This window comes from Capnocytophaga catalasegens, assembly GCF_026005215.1.
Classification (GTDB): domain Bacteria; phylum Bacteroidota; class Bacteroidia; order Flavobacteriales; family Flavobacteriaceae; genus Capnocytophaga; species Capnocytophaga catalasegens.
The window spans coordinates 17,133-34,397 of sequence record NZ_BPMA01000052.1; the positions used below are offsets into that span (position 1 = coordinate 17,133).

Genomic DNA, 17,265 nt, shown 5'->3' on the forward strand with positions numbered 1-17,265 from the left:
CTTAAGTTTTTACCTATTTTTTATTTCTAAAAACATTAAGAACCTAATTGATTATTGTATTTTTATATTTTTTTACTTAAAATTTTTTAATTGTTGTTATTATCCCAAACACTAAATGAAAAGTTCTGAAAATCTTTTACTTATTACACGATTTGTCCGATAAATAATTGTACATTTGCGCCCTAATTAGTATCAAAAATAACCTTTTGTGTCCTATGGATAAAAAGAATTTAGTTATTGTAGGTGGTGGTTTTGCTGGCTTACAACTGATAAAAGAAATAGATTCTTGCGGGAAGTATCACATTACGCTAGTTGATATGAATAATTACAACTTTTTCCCGCCTTTGCTCTATCAATTAGCCTCCGGATTTATGGAATCTTCGGCGATTACCTATCCTTTCCGCAAAATACTTCGCTCTTACAAGAATACACGTTTTCGTATGGGAGAACTCAAAGAAGTAGTGCCTTCACAAAACAAAATTATACTGAGCAACGGAGAACTTTCGTATGATATTCTGGTTATGGCAACAGGTGCCGAAACGAATTTCTTCGGAAATAATAATATTGAAGAAAAAGCTTTGCCTATGAAAACCGTGGGCGATGCTCTGACCTTACGCAACTTAGTTTATACTCGATTGGAACGTGCCTCGCGTACAAAGAATAAAACAGAACGACAACGACTACTTTCGTTTGTTATTGCGGGCGCTGGTCCCACGGGTGTAGAACTTTCGGGAATTTTTGCCGAAATGAAAAAAAATATCCTTCGTAAAGATTATCCCGAACTATCCGACGAAGATTTGGGCGAAATCTATTTAGTAGATGGACAAAAAGCCGTACTCTCTCCAATGTCTGAAAAAGCACAAAAATACACGCAAACAGAATTAGAAAACTTGGGAGTAAAAATCAAACTTAATGTTTATGTAAAAGATTTCACCAACGATCAAGTCTTTCTATCCGATGGCTCGGTTATTGATAGCCGTAACCTGATATGGGCAGCGGGAGTCTCTGCAAAAGTCTTCTCAGGGCTAAATAATGAAGAAATTATCGGACGAGGGAAACGACTCAAAACCGATGTGTTTAACAAAGTAGAAGGGTATCAAAACATTTATGCAATCGGCGATACATCATTGCTTGTAGGAGATAATGCGTATACGAACGGACACCCTCAGTTGGCACAAGTAGCTATTCAACAAGCAATAAATTTGGGCAAAAACTTACGAAATGAATTTGTAAATGCACAACCTTTCTGTTACAAAGACAAAGGGTCTATGGCAATTATCGGACGAAATAAAGCCGTTGCAGATATTCCCAAATTAGGATTTATCAAAGGATTCATAGCTTGGTTCGTATGGGTGTTTGTTCATATAATGTCGTTGGTCAATTTCAAAAATCGACTCAAAGCACTTTACGATTGGACAAGCTATTACATTAGCAAAGACCAATCGTATCGAATGATTATTAAACCCCGACAAGTAAATAAGCAATAAATTTGAAGCAATAAAAATAAAATTATTTTGTTGCAAAAATTATTTAATTTATTCATAAAACACAGCCATTTATACTTATATTTCCTGACAAAAGTCATATTATTTAATTTTTTTCAAAAAATCTAATTATTATTTTTTGTAGATAAAAAATTTACTTTAATTTCGCACCCTGAAAAATTGAAAATATATATATGAAACGTGTCATAGTTGATTACAAAAAATTGACCAACGAAATCTTATCAATGTTGGTTGATAAATATCCTGACGGATATAGTGATGATGATATTATTCGGTTCAAAAATGCTAAAAATGAAACCATCGAAGCTCTTGAAGTACGTACAGAAGACACCATTTATTTGGTAAAAGTAAGTACACGCTTAGCTACTTCTATGGAAAATTTTGACGAAGAAGAAGACTATTCAGTAGAAGATGACATTCACAACGATACGCTTGAAATTCCTGATGCTGATAAAAAGAAAAGCGAACAAGAAAAGCTACCTGAACAAGAACACGATTCTCATGAAGAAGATGAAGATGATGATTATGACCATTATCACGATCACGATGAAGATGATGATTATCCGCAATATCAAGAATACGATGAGGATGAAGATGAATAATAATAGAAAAAGGCTATCATATGATAGCCTTTTATTTTTTAATACATAAATTAACTTACCAGAACACAGTATACAATACTGCTAAAATTAGCAAAATAACATACGTCGCTATATTGAATTCACTATTCGTTTTAAAGAAACTTTTATCAAGAGAAATACCTTTGGGGTCATCATCACGCTCACTTGTAGTAAGTGATACTCCTGCTATAATTGCAATAGTAGCGATGAGTGTATAGAACATTTGGTCCATAAACGGAAGACCAATGTTAGGAAAATTGGCAACCAAAATTTTAAGTCCCAAAGCTATCGGAATAGAACATAATACCCCAACTATGGCACCTTGTGTATTGGTTTTCTTCCAGAAAAGTCCCATCAAGAATACAGCCAATATACCTGGGCTTACAAGTCCTGTATATTCTTGTATATATTGGAACATCTGCGGAATATCTCCCATAAATTTTGCCAAACTTGTAGCAATTACAAGCGCTATAACTCCTGTTATTCTACCGATGGAAACCAATTGCGAATCTGAAGCATTTTTGTTGATAAAAGGCTTGTAAAAATCCATAGTGAAAATAGTTGATGTAGAGTTAATCATTGAAGCTAATGAAGAAACTATTGCAGCAGTAAGTGCTGCAACTACTAATCCTTTCAATCCCACAGGTAAGAATGTATGTATCAGCCACGGATATGAGTTATCATAATTGATGCCTCCGTCAGGTTTTGTAAAGGCTTGTACAGCATTGTGTATATTCTCCTGATACATAACCGAAGCAATAATACCAGGTATAACAACTAATAATGGAACTATCAATTTCAAAAATGCGGCAAAAGTAATCCCTTTTTGAGCTTCTTGCAATGATTTGGCGGCCAATGTTCGCTGAATAATATATTGATTAAAACCCCAATAATAAAGGTTTGCTACCCACATTCCTCCCAAAAGAACTGCAATCCCTGGTAGATTTTTATATTCTGGATTATCGGTGGTCAAAATCATATGGAACTTGTCGTTAGCTTTTTCAAAAATATATGAAAAGCCATTCATTACACCACCTTCGGGTGTTACATTGTTCAGCGCAATATAGGTTGTGATAAGTCCTCCCAAGACTAAAAGTATTACCTGTATTACATCGGTCATTGCTACTGATGAAAGCCCACCTGCAATAGAGTATGCCAAAGCAAATACTGCCATACCAATCATAAATGGCATCAACAGCGAACCATCACCTACACCTACTACGGTATCAAGTGCTTTGGCTCCTAGATACAATACTGATGTAAGATTAACGAAAATGTACAACGCAATCCAAAAACCAGCTAAAATAGTTTTTAAATTAGTATTAAAACGTTTTTCTACAAAACCTGGAATAGTATAAATTCCCTGTTTAATGAAGATAGGCAAGAAATATTTCCCAACGATGATAAGCGTAATGGCTGCCATCCATTCGTAAGAAGCAATTGCCAGCCCTATGGCAAAGCCTGAACCCGACATACCAATGAATTGCTCAGCAGAGATATTTGCTGCAATAAGTGAAGCTCCAATAGCCCACCAAGGAAGAGATTTTCCTGCCAAAAAATAATCTTCGGCACTTTTTTTTGTGCCTTTTTTCCCCTTTCCGATAAATATTCCCATAAAGAGGATAACTACGGCGTATATAGCAAATATAGCGTAGTCTAACATTTTAAATTCTGGATTGAAATTCATATGTTTTGTTATTTAATTTTTTTTAAGAATTAACTTTTATAATGAACGTCTGATAGTTCTCGTAGTCGCTTGGCACTTTGTTCAGGAGTAATATCACGAGCCGATTCTGCCAAAAGTTCATATCCTGCCATAAATTTTTTAATTGTTGCTGAACGAAGCAATGGCGGATAAAAATTCATATGAAAATGCCAATGTTCGTTCGCTTTTCCATTTGTAGGTGCTTGATGTATCCCAGCTGAATATGGAAAAGATGTTTCAAACAAATTATCATATTTTGTAGTTAAAACTTTTAAAATTTTCGCAAAATTAGTAACTTCTTGTGATGAAAATTGATTGATAGCAGGAATGTTTCGCTTACTGATAATCATTGTTTCGTAAGGCCAAACTGCCCAAAAAGGGACAAGAGCTACAAAATCAGAATTTTCAGCTACAATGCGTTCTTTCTTTTCGAGTTCAGCCTTCACATAATCACTTAAAAGGGTAACTTTGTTAGTTTTAAAATAATTTTTCTGTTGTTCATCAAGTTTTTTAACCAATGTTGGAACGCTTTTTTGCGCCCAAATCTGTCCGTGTGGGTGCGGATTGCTACATCCCATTATACTTCCCTTATTTTCAATGATTTGCACATGATTTATATGAGGCATATTCCCAAGATAATTATATTCGTCTATCCAAGTTTGTACTATTTTTTCGATACTTGAATGCTCCATTTGAGGGAGAGTCAAATCGTGGCGGGGCGAAAAGCATACTACACGACAAATACCACTTTCAGGTTTTGCCTTAAAAAGAGAAGTACTTTCTGCCAATTCTACCTCAGGTAATTCTTCATTTTGAAGCGCCGAAAAATCATTTGTAAAAACAAAAACGTCTGTATATTTTGGATTTTTTTCACCATTAGCCCGTGTATTAGTTGGGCAAAGATAGCATTGTGAATCGTATGGAGTGCTTTTTTCTTCACTTGCTTTTTCTTGTTGTCCTTGCCAAGGGCGTTTTGCTCGATGGGGAGAAACCAATATCCATTCATCTAATAGCGGGTTATAACGGCGATGTGAATGTTCTTTCGGGTCAAATATATTCATTTTTTTATTTTATGTTTTTTATAAATTAGAATTATTAGGTAATATTTTCTGGGTGCTAATTTACGGATTTATTCTTACAAAAATAAGAATTATTTGTAGAATTTTTATATCAAAACATCATTTTATATTTGATTTATACAAAAAAATAGAAGAAAAAACCTTCTTGAAGATAGCTTAATTTTTAACCATCAAACAAGAAGGTTTTCGCCTATATTTCTCTTGTTCCTTCTCCAATACTTACATCATAAATTGAAGGAGCATACCCAATTTTGTCAGTATATATCTTTTCTATATATTTTTTGTAGGCTTCAACTCGGTCATTTTTCACTAAAGCTATGGCACAACCACCAAAGCCAGCTCCCGTCATACGAACTCCAGTTACTCCCTTAAAATCAACACTTTCTAAATAAATAGTATCCAATTCTTTACCCGTAACTTCATAATCTTCCATTAAGGATTTGTGCGAAGCAGACATCAATTTACCAAATTTTTCAATATCTCCTGACTTCAAAGCTTTCTCAGATTCTTTAACCCGTAAGTTTTCATAGATAACGTGTTTTACTCGTTTTTGCATTTCTTCTGTTAGTAAATGCTTATTTTCCTCAAAATAATCGACAGGAATAGAGCACAAATCTTTAAAACTTTCGGTTTTGTTGAATATTTCTAATGCAGCCTCGCAAGTTGCTCTACGTTCGTTATACTTAGAGTCGGCCAACTTACGTTCCTTGTTGGTATTGATAATAAGTAGCGTATTATCTTTTAGAACAAAAGGCGTATAAGAATATTCTAAGGTTTGACAATCTAAAATAATCGCTTGGTCTTTTTTGCCCATTCCTATGGCAAACTGATCCATAATTCCACAATTCACACCTACGAATTTGTTTTCAACTTGCTGTGAAATTTTGACTAATTCTACTTGAGTTTTTCCTAAATTAAACAAATTATTCAATGCAAAAGAAGTAACTAATTCAATTGAAGCCGATGATGACAATCCTCCTCCATTGGGTATATTTCCGTAGAATAAAAATTCTAATCCCGATATGGTTTTTCCTTCACGAATGAAATAGTCAATACATCCTAGCGGATAATTTATCCACAATGCGTCTTCTTTGGCATATCCCGAAGTATTTACAGGAATTTTATGTACGATTTCAGGGAAATTCAAACTGCGGAAAGTAAAGGTATTATCAGTTGTTTTACGAATAGCCAAATACGTTCCGTTGCCCAACGCACACGGCATAACCAATCCGCCATTGTAGTCAATGTGTTCACCTATTAAATTTACCCTCGCAGGTGCGAAAAACACCTTATCAGGCGTATTTCCGTAAATCTTTTTAAATTCTTCTTGAATATATGCTTTCATAATTTTATATTATTTAATTCTTTGTTATTTAGTTTCTGAAAAGCGAAATGTCGCAAAATATGAATATTCTTCATCGGGATTTAGTTGTGTTGAAGGAAATTGTGGGTAATTGAGTGCATCTGCAAATCCTTGGCATTCAAAACAAATACCTGCATTTTGCCCCGTTGATTTTCTTCCCTTGGGATGAAGCTCTGGTACATAATATCCTGCGTAAATATGTAATACAGGCTGATTGGTTTTTACATCCATACGGATATTACTTTCTGGACAAATAAGCGAACCTACAACTTCATTTTCAGACACTTGACGAGGAAATGCGTTGTCAATATCAGGATGTACCAACTGAGGTTTTCTATAATCCAAATGAGTATTATCAACCAAAAGAAGTTCTCCTGTTGGCGAATAATCAGGGTTTAATGGAGAATACCGATTGCCATTTACTTGTAAAAAGTGATTTAGTATATTTTTTGAATCAATATTGAAATTAAAATACGTATGTTGCGTCAAATTCATAATTGTTGGTTGATTGGTTTTTCCGTGATAATCTACTCGAAGTTCATTATTATCATTGAGTGAATACGTAACGGTTACTACGACCTCACCTGGGAAACCCTCTTCTCCATCGGGAGAGATATATCGCAATACAACTGCGGGATTTTCTTCATTTTTTGCAGAAACAACTTCCCAAACTTTACTATCAAATCCTTGAAAACCGCCGTGAAGTTGCGCTCCTGCATGATTGACACTTAGTTGAATTTCCTTACCATTGAGTGTTGTTTTTCCTCCTTTTATTCTCCCTGCATTTCTTCCGATAATCGCCCCAAAATAAGGATATTCCTTTCGATATTCTTCACTCAAATACGCTTCAAAGGTATCAAAACCTAACACCATTTCTATCTTTTTCTCTTTGACAGGAAATTTTATTGACGTAATAATTCCTCCAAAATTGGTAACAGACACTTCCATTCCCTTTTTATTGGTCAATCGAAATAGAAAAACGTCTTTATCATCTACTTTTCCCCAAAGTTCTTGTTTTAAAAATGTATTATTATTCATCATATTATTATTTTTGGTCAAAATTACAAAAAATATTTCATACGTAATTTATGTATTACTTTTTTGTAATAAGAAATATATTTATCGATAAAGTAAAAGTATTTTGGTATTTTTAATAAATTTTTTGTCATAAAAATAAGTTACCTGATAAGAAAACATAGTATTTATATTGAAATATTTTGATTTGTAAGAAAAAAAATCAAGAAATATTTTTAATAAATATATTTTTTTTAGAATTTTGCAAATTGATTTTTATAGCTAATTTACCCTATGATTCATTATATACGAATAAGTCTCTTAATAGCCATAGCAAGTTTGCTTTATACAGCTTGTTGGGACAATCAAGCAGATAAAAAAAAGAATAGTAAAGACATTGCCATCGCAGAACCTCCAAAACCAGTGTATGAATACGGATTTAATATATTAGAATATAACATTGTAAAAGATACTGTCAGAATAGGAGATACATTTGGCAAATTATTGAATGATAATCATATCCGAATGAGTGATATTTATACACTTACTGAAAATCATAAAGATTTATTGAACCCAAAAGATTTCAGAGCAGGACAACCCTACGCCAAAGTGTTCAGTAAACAAAATCCGGATTCGCTGGCTTATTTTATCTACGAACCAGCCATTACACACTATATCAAAGTTCATACGCGAGATTCATTATACGCCGAAGTTATCAATCGAAAAGTAACAATCCTTGAAAAGGAAGCTGGTGGGACAATTCAGAATAATCTTTCAATGGACATGATTAACGCAGGTGTTTCTTTTTCTACTGCATACGCTTTCTCACAAATATTTGATTATACAATTGATTTCTTCCATCTTCAACCTGATGATAAATTTCGCGTGATATACGAAGAACGTTTTGTCGATGATACAATTTATGCAGGAATGGTCAAAATAAAAGCTACGTATTTTGAGCACAAAGGAAAACCTTTTTATGCCTTTAATTTCGAGACGGATTCTATAACAAAGAAAAGTGGATTTTATGACGAAAATGGAAATATGATGAAACGAATGTTTCTTAAAGCGCCTCTTGACATTTTTCGGATTACTTCGCGTTTTGGTATGCGTTTTCATCCAGTATTACACCGAATGAAAGGACACTTCGGTACAGACTATGCCGCACCACACGGAACACCTATTCGAGCAACAGCCAGTGGAACCGTAATTAAAGCGGGTTATAATTCAGGCAATGGAAACTTTGTGAAAATCAGACACAACAAAACTTACGAAACACAATACTTGCATATGTCTAAAATCTTAGTACGACAAGGACAATACGTAATGCAAGGCGACATTATTGGTAAAGTGGGTAGTACAGGACTGGCAACGGGGCCACATGTTTGCTATCGCTTCTGGAAAAATGGCGTACAAGTAGACCCTCTTAAAGAAATGCTTCCGCAGGCTGAACCTATTGAGGAACGACTAAAAGCAAGCTATTTGGCATACATTGAACCTTTGAAAAAACAATTAGACCAAATACCTTATATAGAGGCTAAAATAAACCAAACCGAAATAGAACAAGGTGAACAAATAGATACAATAATTAAATAAAAAAATAATATGCCTTTACAAATACAAAACCCAACGCAAACAAAGGCTTGGGAAGCCCTCAAAACACATTTTGAAACGATAAAAAATATACCTATGAAGCAACTTTTTGAACAAGATTCAAATCGTGCTTCAAAGTTTAGCATCAAATGGGAAGATTTCTTGGTTGATTATTCTAAAAACAGAATAGATGAAACCACTAAGCAACTACTTTTGCAACTGGCGCAAGAGTGTCATCTGAAAGATGCTATCGAAAAGTACTTCGGTGGAGACCACATTAACACTACGGAAAATAGAGCGGTTCTTCATACAGCACTACGCGCAGACAAAAACCAAACTATTTTGGTTGATGGACAAAATGTAATGCCTGAAATCAATCAGGTAAAGGCTAAAATGCAATCTTTTTCCGAAGAAATTATCAGCGGAAAACGAAAAGGATATTCAGGAAAAGCCTTTACCGATATTGTTAATATTGGAATTGGAGGTTCAGATTTAGGTCCAGTGATGGTCTGTGAGGCTTTGAAGTTTTACAAAAACCACCTGAATATTCACTTCATTAGTAATGTTGATGGCGACCACGTGTATGAAACCATCAAGCACTTAAATCCTGAAACTACGCTCTTTGTTATCGTTTCTAAGACTTTTACCACACAAGAAACACTCAGTAACGCTACAACAATTAAGAATTGGTTTTTGAAATCGGCTAAGGAGCAAGATGTTGCTAAACATTTTGTAGCTGTTTCGACCAATTTGGAAAAAATAGCTGAATTTGGTATTGATGCTGCCAATGTTTTCCCAATGTGGGATTGGGTTGGTGGACGTTTTTCGCTTTGGAGTGCTGTGGGGCTGACTATTGCTCTTTCGGTAGGGTATGACAACTTCGAGAAACTTCTCAAAGGAGCTAATACGATGGACAAGCACTTCCATTCGGCTGATTTTTCGCAGAATATTCCAGTTATCTTGGGACTTTTGACCATCTGGTACAATAATTTCTTTGGAGCAGAAAGTGAGGCGATTATCCCTTACACACAATACTTGCACAGACTTCCTGCGTATTTGCAACAAGGAATTATGGAAAGTAATGGAAAATATGTAGGGAGAGATGGAAAACAAGTCAAATATCAGACGGGAACTATTATTTGGGGTGAACCTGGAACTAATTCGCAACACGCTTTCTTTCAGCTAATTCATCAAGGAACGAAACTCATTCCGACAGACTTTATCGGGTTCAAATACTCGTTGTATGGAGATACTGACCATCATAATAAACTAATGGCAAACTTTTTTGCACAGACTGAAGCTCTTCTGAAAGGAAAAACCGAAGTAGAAGTACGTAAAGAAATGGGAGACAAAGTAAATGAAGCCCTTGTTCCTTTCAAAGTTTTTGAAGGGAATCGTCCAACGACAACTATTTTAGCCCAAAAACTTACTCCTGAGAGCTTGGGAGCACTTATTGCGATGTATGAACATAAAATCTTCGTGCAAGGAGTACTTTGGAATATTTATAGTTACGACCAATGGGGAGTTGAACTTGGAAAACAATTGGCAAACAATATTCTGAAAGATTTTGGGCAAAGTCAAATAGCTCCACACGATAATTCTACTACTTCGCTAATTGATTTTTTTAAAAAATAAACAAAATTGAGGTTACTTGAAAGAGTAACCTTTTTTAGTTAAATTGGTTGTATACGGGAACAATTTCCGCTGTACATAAAAAAATACCCAAAAACAACATCAGGTTTGAAAACATCTGAGTGTTTTTGGGTCTTATTTTTTTGTTTAAGTCTGAATAATAACAATAGCAGGAAAAATACATCATTATATTTACCAGCGAATAATAGCGCTCCCCCACGTGAAACCACTACCAAAAGCAGCAAGTACAAGAAGGTCTCCTTTTTTGATTTTGCCCTGTTCAATTACTTCGCCCAAAGCAATCGGAATAGAAGCTGCTGTGGTATTACCATATTCCATAATATTATTATAGATTTGATGATCGGAAAGTCCAAATTTTTGTTGAATAAATTGAGAAATTCTCAGATTTGCCTGGTGAGGAATAAACATATTGATGTCTTTGGAGGTTAGGTGATTTGCCACAAGTCCTTCATTGATAACTTCACTGAATCGGACAACGGCATTTTTAAAAACTAATTGTCCGTTCATTTGTGGGTAAAAAGAAGTATCATCTGGATTGTTTTCTTTGATAATCTCGGGTACCCATTTTTCGCCAACACCAGGAGCAATCAGAGCTAATTCTTTTGCAAAAGCTCCCTCGCTATGCAGGTGAGTGGAAAGGATACCCGTATTCTGATCATCACTACGAGAAACAACAACAGCTCCTGCTCCGTCTCCGAACAGAACCGACATGGCTCGCCCTCGTGTGGTCATATCCAAGGCAGGCGATTGTGTTTCAGAAGCGATAACAAGTATGTTTTTGTACATTCCTGTTTTGATGAATTGGTCAGCAACTGACAAAGCATAGATAAATCCCGAACATTGATTACGGATATCTAACGCACCTATCGTATTGAGTTCTAATTCTTTTTGAGCAAGTACTCCACAACCTGGAAAATAATAATCGGGGCTAAGAGTAGCAAATATAAGAAAATCAATATCTTGTAGGGCAATATTTGCATTTGCAATCGCCTTACGGGCGGCCTTTACCCCCATACTGGTGGTATTATCTTCTCCCTTAATAGCGTGATGACGGCGCTGTATTCCGGTGCGCTCTTGAATCCACTGGTCACTTGTATCCATTATTTTGGACAAATCATCATTCGTAATTACATTATCAGGCACATAATAGCCAACACCTATAATCTTTGAAGTATACATAATTTTATTTTAGATTAAGTATTTGAAATAAAAACTGGACAAATTTAGTAAAAAAATTAAAACAGCAACTATTTTTTACGATTGATTGTTTTTTACACTTTCTTTTCTTACAAAAGAAGGAACTTTAACAAATAAACATTGTGTTTGAAAAATGTATAATTTGTTATTTATATGAAATGGACAAATTGATTTTAATTTATTACAACTATATTAAAACAAATTATTTTAAAAATTTTTAGCTAATATTTTTTATTTCTATTGACAATACCTATATTTGCACACGTTAATTTTGATATAATTATGACATCAGACAAAAACCAAATACATCTGAATATAGAACAGCACGAAATGTTTGAAACAGCCCAAAAACGTATCAAACAAAAACGTAGATTATGGCAACATTTTGTTATTTTCGTATTGGGTTGCCTATTTATGTACGTACTTAACAAATTTTTAGGTTATGGAGAGAATGCAACCAACTCGCGTAATTGGTATATATATGGTATAATTGTTTGGATATTCTTGTTCCTATTGCACCTTATCAATGTTTTTGTAACCAATCGTTTTCTTGGGAAAGAATGGGAGCGAAATCAACGTGAAAAATTAGTTTCTATCCAAAAGAGAAAAATTCAGAAAATACAAGATGAAGTAGAAAAATTGTACGTAGAGCAAACCTCAAACCCTTCGCAAGAACAATCAAATTAAATCATTGTTGCGTATGCTTACTCTTATTGCAGCTATCGGTCAAAACAATTCACTTGGCAAAAACAATCAGCTTTTGTGGCATCTTCCCAATGATTTTAAACGATTTAAAACACTTACTTTGGGACATAACATTATTATGGGGCGAAAAACTTTTGAATCTTTACCTAAGTTGCTCCCCAATCGAAAGCATATTATTATAAGCAAGCAAGTCGATTATACTCCCGCTCAGTGTATTGTTGTATCTTCGGTAGAAGAGGCGCTCGCTCAGGCAAAAAAAGATGATGAAAATCCTTTTGTTATTGGAGGAGGAATCATCTATTCGCTAATGCTTCCGTTGGCCAAGCGGTTAGAAATTACTCAGGTACATCATAATTTTGATGCAGATACCTTTTTTCCTGAAATTGATTTAAATCAATGGGATTTAGCGTATTATGAGCCTCATTACAAAGACGACAAACATGCTTTTGACTATACTTTTAAAACATATATTAGAAAACAAAAATAATTTTGATATGAAAAAAATCTTATTGACACTTTGTTGTGTGGTATCACAGTTGATTTCAGCACAAATTACCTCCGAAGAACTTCGTTCTGCCAAATTGGGGGAAAGTAGAAAAATAACTATTATTGCTCCTGAACAATATGACAAAAATCAGAAATATCCACTCTTTGTTGTGCTAAACGCCGACCGATTGTTAGAACCTGTGGTAAGTTCAATGCGGTATTTTGTACGCTCTGGCGAAGTACCACCCGCTATTATTGTAGGAGTTTATAATGAACAACACGAAGTAATTGTTCCCGAAGAAACAGGAGTACCTTTCAATGATTCGGCTAATTTTTTTGAATTTATCGGTCAAGAAGTAATTCCTCATGTACAAAAAAAATATTCAACTAATAATTTCAAAGGAATTATTGCCGATGGTGATGCTGGGAATTTTATCAATTATTATTTGTTAAAAGAAAATAGCCTTTTCAATGCTTATTTTTCTTTGAATCCAACACTTTTGCCCAATATTATAGACCCTTTGGCTACTCAGTTAGGAACGTTCAAAAAACCTATTTTTTATTATTTAGCTTGGACAGAAAATGAAGATAATTCAAAAGTTAACAAAATAAATAAACTACACAGAACAATCAATACCGTGCAGTCAGAAAATGTAATGTATTTTGCTGGAAATTTTCCGAAAGTATCGCCCATAGCTGTAGCTCCCGGAGGAATTCCCGAAGCATTAAATCTTACTTTCTCGGAGTATCGCCCTATCTCAATGCGTGAATATGCTGAAAAAGTAGTTAAGATTAACGAAAATGTAGTAGGATATTTGCAAGACAAATATCAAGATATAAAAAATTTGTACGATATTGACAAAAAACCACTTATTGAAGATATAAAAGCTATTTATGCTGCTATTCTGAAAAATGGAGATTTAGAATCACTCCCTATTTTGGCTAACTTTGTTCGTCCATATTATAAAGAAACTGCTTTGGCCGACTTCTTCGAGGCAGACTATTATGACCGATTGGGCGATATGAAAAGAGCGCTACGTTCATATCAGCGAGCTTTTGCCTTGTCAGGGATTGATTTTGTATCCAAAGAGATGTTGGGACAGAAATTGGAAGTTTTACAAAAAAACAATAGAAAGAAAGGTAAAAGAGGGGCAGAACCCGTACAAGAAACTCCTACTGAGGAGCTACAATCCACAGAACAAGAAATACCTATTGAATAGACTTTGACAATACAAAAAGCTACCTAAATAGGTAGCTTTTTGTTATCTTTATAATCAATTTAATTTTCCATAAGTTTAAAACTACGTTGTACAAATTTCGTAAGCGCTTCTCCTTTGAGCAATCCTTGTGAAAGTTTAGCCAAATCAAGGGCTTGACTGATAAGTTCTTTTTGAGCTACTTCATCAGAGATTTCCAGAATTTGACTTGCCAATGTACTATTTGCATTGACTACCAAATTATACATTTCTGGAAAATTATTCAACCCCATTATTCCTCCTCCTACGGCTTGCATTTCTTTCATTCGGCGCATAAATTCAGGTTGTGTAATAATAAAGGGGGTTGCTTGGCTATCCATTGGTTCAATCTGTATGGTATAATTCGCATTAGCAACGGCAGTTTCTATAACAGATTTTAGGGTTTCTTGTTGTTGGTCAGAAAGTTTTGAAATAATCGTATCTTCTTTCTTAATCAGATTGTCAATCGCATCTGTATCAACTCGCACGAACGAAATGGTTTCATTTTCACTTTCCAATTTTTGAATTAAGTGTGCCACAATAGGCGAATCTAACAACAAAATTTCGTATCCTTTAGCCTGTGCCTGTTCGATGTAACTATGTTGTTTTTCTTTATCATTTGTATATAAAACAATTATTTTGTTGTCTTTATTGGTTTGATTGGGTTTTATTTCCTCTATCAATTCTTCTATTGTGAAATATTTTTCTTCAACAGTTGGATATAGAGCAAACTTTTGTGCTTTTTCAAAGAATTTGTCTTCGGAAAGCATTCCGTATTCAATAACAATTTTTATATCGTTCCATTTTTTTTCAAAATCTTCACGATTTTCTTTGAAAAGAGATGTGAGTTTGTCAGCAACCTTACGAGTAATATAACTTGATATTTTTTTTACATTGCTATCTGCTTGAAGGTATGAACGAGACACATTGAGCGGAATATCTGGTGAATCAATCACTCCACGAAGCATGGTTAAGAATTCGGGTACAATTCCTTCAACATTATCAGTTACAAACACCTGATTTTGGTAAAGTTGTATGCGGTCTTTTTGTAAATTTAACTCTCCTGTAAGTTTAGGAAAATACAGAATTCCAGTCAAATTAAAAGGATAGTCAATATTCAAATGAATATGAAACAAAGGTTCTTCAAACTGCATAGGATACAACTCACGATAGAATTTTTTATAATCCTCGTCTGCCAAATCAGCAGGTTGTTTTGTCCAAGCAGGTGTCGGATTATTGATGATGTTATCAACTTCTTTGTATTCTGTTTTATAATCATCAGGGGCATTTTCAGGTCGAGCAAGAGCCTCTTTGCGCATTCCAAATTTGATAGGAATGGGCATAAATTTGTTATACTTGAGTAAAAGCTGACTAATTTTAGCTTCTTCCAAAAACTCAACTGAATCTTCGGCAATATGCAAAATAATTTCAGTTCCTCGTTCTGTTTTTTCGATAGGTTCAATAAGATATTCTGGTGAGCCATCACACTCCCAACGTACCGCCTGAGCGCCTTCTTTGTACGATTTTGTACGAATTTCAACCCTATCAGCTACCATAAAAGCAGAATAAAATCCAAGACCAAAATGCCCAATAATTCCGGTATCTTTGGCACTATCTTTGTACTTTTCTAAAAATTCCTCTGCTCCTGAAAAAGCTATTTGATTGATATATTTCTCAACTTCTTCCTGAGTCATTCCGATACCTTGATCAATAATATGAAGTTTTTTTCCTTCTTTATCAATTTTGACTTCGATAATGGGATTTTCGTATTGGTCTTTTGCCTCGCCAATTTGAGTTAAATGCTTTAATTTAAGTGTAGCGTCGGTAGCGTTGGAGATAAGTTCTCGAAGAAAAATCTCGTGGTCGCTGTATAAAAATTTTTTAATCATCGGAAAGATATTCTCTACCGATACATTGATATTTCCTTTTGCCATTATTTATTATTTATATTTGTGCCAAATTAATAACAAACATTATACCGAAACTATTTTTATGACATTTTGGCAGGGAAAATCATTTTTTACTTCAATTTTTCGTTATTATGATGGCGGTTATGGTCGCGTTTTGTTTTTTTGTCCATTTTCTTATCAAAGGCTTCTTGCAAATCAATTCCTGTCTGATTGGCAAGACACAAAACTACGAAAACAACATCGGCCAATTCTTCGCCTAAATCTTTGTTTTTATCGCTTTCTTTTTCGGATTGTTCCCCATAACGACGTGCGATAATTCGAGCTACCTCTCCTACTTCTTCGGCAAGTTGAGCCATATTGGTAAGCTCGTTAAAATAACGAACACCGTGCTGTTTTATCCAATTATCTACGTCAAGTTGAGCATTTTTTAAATTCATTTTTCTTCTTTTTTTAATAAATAATTAACGATAGTTGCCGCCATATGAATTCCAAACACTGCTGGCATATAGCTTATAGTTCCGTAATACGAACGCTTGTAGTTTGTTCCGTCGGTTTGTTGCATTGTGTCTTTGAGCGGAAGTTCTAATGAAAAGACCGCTTTGAATTTGAAACAAATATTTTCTTGTTTCATTCGTTTGCGAATATGCCGTGCCAATGGGCAGTCGCGAGTTTTATCAATATTTCCGACTTTGACCAGCGAAGGGTCAAGAACGCCTCCTGCGCCCATACTGCTTATAAGTTTGACCTTTTTATCTCGACAGGCTTTTATCAAATTTAATTTTGGTGAAATACTATCAATGCAATCAGCTACATAATCAAACTCATTAGAAATCAGTTCATAAGCGTGTTCAGGTTCTAAAAATTGAGTGATAACTCTAAGCTTGCATGTAGGATTTATTTCGCGTATGCGTTGCGCCATAATTTCGGCTTTGGACTTGCCTATGGTGCTATCAAGTGCTACTAATTGTCGATTTTTGTTAGTTAAATCAACCGAATCACCATCAACAATCGTTAATTGACCCACTCCGGCACGAGCCAGAAATTCACAAGCAAAAGCTCCTACGCCACCAAGTCCAACTACCAGAATATTAGCGTTTTGAAGTTTATGTATGCCTTCTTTCTTTACCAATAATTCGGTACGTTCTAACCAATTTGAATTCATTCATTTTTTTCGACAAATATAATCCGCAAAACAAAATG

General features: G+C 34.6%; 15 protein-coding genes. 7 read left to right on the forward strand and 8 right to left on the reverse strand.

Going from position 1 to position 17,265, the window contains the following annotated elements:
- Window positions 1–215: 215 nt before the first annotated feature.
- Both OO775_RS11605 and OO775_RS11610 read left to right on the forward strand, forming a co-directional pair.
- Window positions 216–1,487 (forward strand): NAD(P)/FAD-dependent oxidoreductase, encoded by a 1,272-nt coding sequence (locus OO775_RS11605; protein ID WP_264847331.1) that lies wholly within the window; start codon window positions 216–218, stop codon window positions 1,485–1,487.
- A 191-nt stretch (window positions 1,488–1,678) separates the two neighbouring features.
- Complete coding sequence (locus OO775_RS11610; RefSeq protein WP_264847333.1) at window positions 1,679–2,107, forward strand: DNA primase; 429 nt, start codon at window positions 1,679–1,681, stop codon at window positions 2,105–2,107.
- Between the two features lie 55 nt (window positions 2,108–2,162).
- Here OO775_RS11610 and OO775_RS11615 read toward each other — a convergent pair whose 3' ends face one another.
- From OO775_RS11615 to OO775_RS11630, 4 genes are all read right to left on the reverse strand, one after another.
- The gene (locus OO775_RS11615; RefSeq protein WP_264847334.1) at window positions 2,163–3,812 is read right to left on the reverse strand and encodes a sodium/sugar symporter; all 1,650 of its coding nucleotides are present in this window, start codon (window positions 3,810–3,812) and stop codon (window positions 2,163–2,165) included.
- Window positions 3,813–3,841: 29 nt separating this feature from the next.
- Window positions 3,842–4,891 (reverse strand): UDP-glucose--hexose-1-phosphate uridylyltransferase, encoded by a 1,050-nt coding sequence (locus OO775_RS11620; RefSeq protein ID WP_264847335.1) that lies wholly within the window; start codon window positions 4,889–4,891, stop codon window positions 3,842–3,844.
- 208 nt (window positions 4,892–5,099) lie between these two features.
- Window positions 5,100–6,254 carry a galactokinase gene (locus tag OO775_RS11625; protein WP_264847336.1) on the reverse strand — a complete coding sequence of 385 codons (1,155 nt, stop codon included), beginning with the start codon at window positions 6,252–6,254 and terminating at the stop codon, window positions 5,100–5,102.
- Between the two features lie 24 nt (window positions 6,255–6,278).
- Complete coding sequence (locus OO775_RS11630; RefSeq protein WP_264847337.1) at window positions 6,279–7,310, reverse strand: aldose epimerase family protein; 1,032 nt, start codon at window positions 7,308–7,310, stop codon at window positions 6,279–6,281.
- A 270-nt stretch (window positions 7,311–7,580) separates the two neighbouring features.
- On the opposite strand from OO775_RS11630, the gene OO775_RS11635 reads away from it, so the two are divergent.
- Together OO775_RS11635 and pgi are read left to right on the forward strand one after the other, a co-directional pair.
- Entirely contained in the window at window positions 7,581–8,882 is a 1,302-nt protein-coding gene (locus tag OO775_RS11635; RefSeq protein WP_264847339.1) for a M23 family metallopeptidase, read from the forward strand.
- Window positions 8,883–8,891: 9 nt separating this feature from the next.
- Window positions 8,892–10,514, forward strand: a complete 1,623-nt coding sequence (pgi, locus tag OO775_RS11640; protein WP_264847340.1) for a glucose-6-phosphate isomerase — start codon at window positions 8,892–8,894, stop codon at window positions 10,512–10,514.
- A 189-nt stretch (window positions 10,515–10,703) separates the two neighbouring features.
- On the opposite strand, the gene OO775_RS11645 is transcribed toward pgi, so the two are convergent.
- Window positions 10,704–11,711: a beta-ketoacyl-ACP synthase III gene (locus tag OO775_RS11645; protein WP_264847341.1), complete on the reverse strand. Its 1,008-nt coding sequence runs from the start codon at window positions 11,709–11,711 to the stop codon at window positions 10,704–10,706.
- 300 nt (window positions 11,712–12,011) lie between these two features.
- On the opposite strand from OO775_RS11645, the gene OO775_RS11650 reads away from it, so the two are divergent.
- From OO775_RS11650 to OO775_RS11660, 3 genes are read left to right on the forward strand one after another with little or no spacing between them, the layout of a single operon-like run.
- Window positions 12,012–12,416: a 2TM domain-containing protein gene (locus OO775_RS11650; RefSeq protein WP_264847342.1), complete on the forward strand. Its 405-nt coding sequence runs from the start codon at window positions 12,012–12,014 to the stop codon at window positions 12,414–12,416.
- Window positions 12,417–12,429: 13 nt separating this feature from the next.
- Window positions 12,430–12,921, forward strand: coding sequence for a dihydrofolate reductase (locus tag OO775_RS11655; protein ID WP_264847343.1), 492 nt, complete (start codon window positions 12,430–12,432; stop codon window positions 12,919–12,921).
- Window positions 12,922–12,928: 7 nt separating this feature from the next.
- Window positions 12,929–14,140 (forward strand): alpha/beta hydrolase, encoded by a 1,212-nt coding sequence (locus tag OO775_RS11660; protein WP_264847344.1) that lies wholly within the window; start codon window positions 12,929–12,931, stop codon window positions 14,138–14,140.
- A gap of 59 nt (window positions 14,141–14,199) precedes the next feature.
- Here OO775_RS11660 and htpG read toward each other — a convergent pair whose 3' ends face one another.
- From htpG to OO775_RS11675, 3 genes are all read right to left on the reverse strand, one after another.
- Window positions 14,200–16,089 carry a molecular chaperone HtpG gene (htpG, locus tag OO775_RS11665; protein WP_264847346.1) on the reverse strand — a complete coding sequence of 630 codons (1,890 nt, stop codon included), beginning with the start codon at window positions 16,087–16,089 and terminating at the stop codon, window positions 14,200–14,202.
- An 86-nt stretch (window positions 16,090–16,175) separates the two neighbouring features.
- Window positions 16,176–16,502, reverse strand: a complete 327-nt coding sequence (locus tag OO775_RS11670) for a nucleotide pyrophosphohydrolase (RefSeq protein WP_264847347.1) — start codon at window positions 16,500–16,502, stop codon at window positions 16,176–16,178.
- Window positions 16,499–17,227, reverse strand: coding sequence for a tRNA threonylcarbamoyladenosine dehydratase (locus OO775_RS11675; protein WP_264847348.1), 729 nt, complete (start codon window positions 17,225–17,227; stop codon window positions 16,499–16,501). The genes OO775_RS11670 and OO775_RS11675 overlap by 4 nt, the downstream gene beginning before the upstream one ends.
- Window positions 17,228–17,265 lie beyond the last annotated feature (38 nt).

Bases quoted from the DNA above. Each gene is read 5' to 3' on its own strand.
- OO775_RS11605 (WP_264847331.1), top strand. From the start codon at position 216: ATGGATAAAAAGAATTTAGTTATTGTAGGTGGTGGTTTTGCTGGCTTA.
- OO775_RS11610 (WP_264847333.1), top strand. From the start codon at position 1,679: ATGAAACGTGTCATAGTTGATTACAAAAAATTGACCAACGAAATCTTA.
- OO775_RS11615 (WP_264847334.1), bottom strand. From the start codon at position 3,812: ATGAATTTCAATCCAGAATTTAAAATGTTAGACTACGCTATATTTGCT.
- OO775_RS11620 (WP_264847335.1), bottom strand. From the start codon at position 4,891: ATGAATATATTTGACCCGAAAGAACATTCACATCGCCGTTATAACCCG.
- OO775_RS11625 (WP_264847336.1), bottom strand. From the start codon at position 6,254: ATGAAAGCATATATTCAAGAAGAATTTAAAAAGATTTACGGAAATACG.
- OO775_RS11630 (WP_264847337.1), bottom strand. From the start codon at position 7,310: ATGAATAATAATACATTTTTAAAACAAGAACTTTGGGGAAAAGTAGAT.
- OO775_RS11635 (WP_264847339.1), top strand. From the start codon at position 7,581: ATGATTCATTATATACGAATAAGTCTCTTAATAGCCATAGCAAGTTTG.
- pgi (WP_264847340.1), top strand. From the start codon at position 8,892: ATGCCTTTACAAATACAAAACCCAACGCAAACAAAGGCTTGGGAAGCC.
- OO775_RS11645 (WP_264847341.1), bottom strand. From the start codon at position 11,711: ATGTATACTTCAAAGATTATAGGTGTTGGCTATTATGTGCCTGATAAT.
- OO775_RS11650 (WP_264847342.1), top strand. From the start codon at position 12,012: ATGACATCAGACAAAAACCAAATACATCTGAATATAGAACAGCACGAA.
- OO775_RS11655 (WP_264847343.1), top strand. From the start codon at position 12,430: ATGCTTACTCTTATTGCAGCTATCGGTCAAAACAATTCACTTGGCAAA.
- OO775_RS11660 (WP_264847344.1), top strand. From the start codon at position 12,929: ATGAAAAAAATCTTATTGACACTTTGTTGTGTGGTATCACAGTTGATT.
- htpG (WP_264847346.1), bottom strand. From the start codon at position 16,089: ATGGCAAAAGGAAATATCAATGTATCGGTAGAGAATATCTTTCCGATG.
- OO775_RS11670 (WP_264847347.1), bottom strand. From the start codon at position 16,502: ATGAATTTAAAAAATGCTCAACTTGACGTAGATAATTGGATAAAACAG.
- OO775_RS11675 (WP_264847348.1), bottom strand. From the start codon at position 17,227: ATGAATTCAAATTGGTTAGAACGTACCGAATTATTGGTAAAGAAAGAA.